At 69.3% G+C, this 3,564-nt stretch carries 4 protein-coding genes; 3 read left to right on the top strand and 1 reads right to left on the bottom strand.

From position 1 onward, the window contains the following. The first annotated feature begins 396 nt into the window (after window positions 1-396). Window positions 397-1,296 (top strand): ATP-grasp domain-containing protein, encoded by a 900-nt coding sequence (locus tag C466_RS01295; protein ID WP_004597367.1) that lies wholly within the window; start codon window positions 397-399, stop codon window positions 1,294-1,296. A gap of 15 nt (window positions 1,297-1,311) precedes the next feature. On the opposite strand, the gene C466_RS01300 is transcribed toward C466_RS01295, so the two are convergent. After that, on the bottom strand, window positions 1,312-1,692 hold the full coding sequence (locus C466_RS01300; protein WP_004597365.1) for an Hsp20/alpha crystallin family protein: 381 nt from the start codon (window positions 1,690-1,692) through the stop codon (window positions 1,312-1,314). Between the two features lie 229 nt (window positions 1,693-1,921). On the opposite strand from C466_RS01300, the gene gap reads away from it, so the two are divergent. Further along, window positions 1,922-2,974, top strand: coding sequence for a type I glyceraldehyde-3-phosphate dehydrogenase (gene gap, locus C466_RS01305; RefSeq protein ID WP_049908372.1), 1,053 nt, complete (start codon window positions 1,922-1,924; stop codon window positions 2,972-2,974). A gap of 97 nt (window positions 2,975-3,071) precedes the next feature. After that, a partial coding sequence (gene pgk, locus C466_RS01310; RefSeq protein ID WP_004599535.1) for a phosphoglycerate kinase occupies window positions 3,072-3,564 on the top strand: 493 nt, incomplete at its 3' end.

A 3,564-nucleotide genomic window follows, 5' to 3' on the forward strand; every position in this document is an offset into this window, starting at 1 on the left:
GATCGGCGGCGAACGCCTCCAAAGCCCCAGCCGCTCGCTTATACATAACCGATCGTGGATCGGCGGCGAACGCCTCCAAAGCCCCAGCCGCGAGGCGGGCGCACACTCGCTGTGCTCCTCGGTCGCTCGTTTCACTCGCTCCCTGCGGTGCTTACTTCGTCTGCGCCCGCCTCGCGGCTGCCCCTTCGAGTCCCGCCCCGCACGGCACCGCACAGCACCTCACACCTCCCCAGCCTCGTCGCTGGCGGCTGGCGCCGCCAGCGACTCCCTCGCGCGTGCCGTCTCGCGGCCGCCGGGGGCGGCCGCTCGCAGGCACGCGCCACCGCGTATCGTACCGTGTCGCTGCCGTCGCGCCGCTCTCCCCGTTTTTAAGTCCGAACAGCCCCCAACACGGCTATGCTCCGGCTCGCGATGACCACTGACGCGGAGACGTTCGAGCGCGTCCGCGAGCCGCTCGCGGACCGCGGGATCGAGGTGGGTCACGTTCAAGCGAAAGAGCGGTCGCTCCGGGTTTCCAGCGGTGAAACCGGCGCTTCGCCGGCGGCCGACCCCGAGGAGTTCGACGGCTTCGACGTCGGCCTCGTCTACCCGACCCGCCTGATGGAGGGCGCGGTCGTCGACGAGCGGCTCGGCGTCCCGTGGGTGAACGGGCGCGACGCGGTCGTCGCCTCGCGCAACAAGGCGGGCGTGCTGGCGCGGCTGTCGGCCGCCGGGCTCCCGACGCCGAAGACGACGCTCGTGTCGAACCCCGTCGACGAGTCGGTCGTCGTCGACGCCGTCGAGGAGTTCTCCTACCCCGTCGTCGTGAAGCCGAACTCCGCGACCCGCGGCGTCGGCGTCGCGACCGCGACCGACATCGACTCACTTTTGGGCGTCGTCGACTACCTGAACCTGATCCACGACTACCGCGCCACCGGCGACAAGTCGTTCCTGATCCAGGAGTTCCTCCCGGACGCGCGCGACTACCGCGCGATGGTCGTCGACGGCGCGTCCGCGGGGGCGGTGGAGCGCGTCCTCGACGACGACGCGCTCGCGGCCGGCCGATGGAAGCACAACGTCCACCGCGGCGCGACGGCCGAGGGGGTCGACCTCGACCCCGCGGCGCGCGACCTCGCCGAACGCGCGGCCGAGACGCTCGGGATCGACTACCTCGGCGTCGACCTGCTCGCGACCGACGACCGGCTCGTCGTCAACGAGACGAACGCGCGCCCGACCGTCGACGCCGCGACGAAGTACGCTGACGACTTCTACGACCGGTTCGCGGCGCTGATCCGACGGACGGCAAAAACGGAATAAAACCCGACGACCGCCTCAGACGAGGTCGATCGACGCGCTGTCGTCGTCGCGGTCGAACGAGACCTCGAGGACGCCGTTGTTGAACGTCGCGTCCGCGGAGTGCTCGTCGACGGGCGCGGGGAGCTCGACCGTCTCGTCGTACTCGCGCCGGTCGGAGACGGCCGAGATGGTGAGCGCGTCGCCGTCGCAGCGCAGCGAGAGGTCGTCCTTCGAGACGGCGGGGAGGTCGGCGACGAGACGCACCGACTCCTCGGTGGTGTACGCGTCGACGTGGGTGTCGGAGCCGAACCCCGCGTCGTCGGCCGACGGGGCGTCGCCGCTGGCCATCTCGTTCATCATCCGCTCGATCTCCTCGAAGAAGTCTCCGAACGGATCGTCGCGGTCGTCTCTGTCCATACCTCTCGTGAAGTCGGTGACCCCGATAAGCCTTCTGTCGGTCGCCGTTTCGGCCGCTATCCGCTCCGCGCCGAGGCGGCGACGAGCGGGCAACGAGCGGTGGCGAGCGACGCGAGCCGACCGAGACCGACGACGATCGCCGACACCGACCGTAACAAATTCGAACGATTATGACGGTCTCGACGTGACTGGGCCGGATTTAAGTAGTTGCGGCTCGCTTTTTTCGAACATGAGTAAATCGTATCTGGCTGCCGGTGACGACGTGAGCGACGACGAGGTCGTGCGGGTGGGGCTCAACGGCTTCGGTCGCATCGGGCGCAACGTGTTCCGAGCGGTGCTTGAGAACCCCCGGATCGAGCTCGTCGGGATCAACGACGTGATGGACTTCGACGACATGGGGTACCTCGCGAAGTACGACACCGTCATGGGTCGGCTCGACGGCGTCGAGCGCGACGGCGACGAGCTGACGATCGGCGGCACGTCGGTCCCGCTGTTCAACGTCCAGGACCCCGCCGACCTCCCCTGGGACGAGCTCGACGTCGACGTCGCCTTGGAGTGTACGGGCATCTTCCGCACCCGCGACGACGCCAGCGCGCACCTCGACGGCGGCGCCGACACCGTGGTCATCTCGGCGCCCCCGAAGGGCGACAAGCCGGTCAAACAGCTCGTCTACGGCGTCAACCACGACGAGTACGAGGGCGACGACGTGGTCTCGAACGCCTCCTGTACCACGAACTCCATCACCCCGGTCGCGAAGGTGCTCGACGCGGAGTTCGGGATCGACGCCGGCACCCTCACCACCGTCCACGCCTACACCGGCTCCCAGGGCCTCATCGACGGCCCGATGAGCAAGCGCCGCCGCGGCCGCGCGGCCGCCGAGAACATCGTCCCCACCTCGACCGGCGCCGCGGGCGCCGCCCAGGAGGTCCTCCCGCAGCTCGAGGGGAAGATCGACGGGATGGCGATGCGCGTCCCGGTCCCGACCGGCTCGATCACCGAGTTCGTCGTCAGCCTCGACGAGGACGTCACCGCGGAGGAGGTCAACGCCGCCTTCCGCGACGCCGCCGACTCCGGCCCGCTCGCGGGCGTCCTCGGCTACACCGACGACGAGGTCGTCTCCTCGGACATCGTCGGCCTCCCCTTCTCCAGCTACGTCGACCTCCAGTCGACGAACGTCATCGCCGGCGGGAAGCTGGTAAAGATCCTCACCTGGTACGACAACGAGTACGGCTTCTCGAACCGGATGCTCGACATGGCCGCGTACGTTCACGACGAGGCCTGAACGTCCGATCGCGGCTGACAAGCGAAGCCCGACACCCGGGCGGCAACGTTCCCCCGGAGCGCCACTGCTTAACTATCTCATCGACGACCACTCACCCATGCCCGCCTTCGACACCATCGACGACCTCCCGACCGACTCGCGCGTCCTCGTCCGACTGGACCTCAACTCCCCCATCGAGGACGGCGACCCGCAGGACAACCGCCGCTTCGAGCGCCACGCCGAGACCGTCCGCGAGCTGGCCGACGCCGGCCACCGCGTCGTGCTCATGGCCCATCAGGGCCGCCCCGGCCGCGACGACTTCACGTCGCTCGCCGGTCACGCCGAGATCCTCGCCGACCGCGTCGGCCGCGATGTCGGCTTCGTGGCCGACACGTACGGGGACGAGGCGCTGGCGGCGATCGACGCGCTCGCAGCGGGCGAAATCCTCATCTTGGAGAACACCCGGATGTGCGAGGACGAACTGCCCGAGGCGTCGCCCGAGGAGAAGGCCGAGACGGAGTTCGTCCGGACGCTCGCGCCGCGCTTCGACGCGTACGTCAACGACGCGTACTCGGCGGCCCACCGGAAGCACACCTCGCTGGTCGGCTTCC

The sequence above is a fragment of the Halorubrum distributum JCM 10118 genome, from assembly GCF_000337335.1.
Taxonomy (GTDB): domain Archaea; phylum Halobacteriota; class Halobacteria; order Halobacteriales; family Haloferacaceae; genus Halorubrum; species Halorubrum distributum.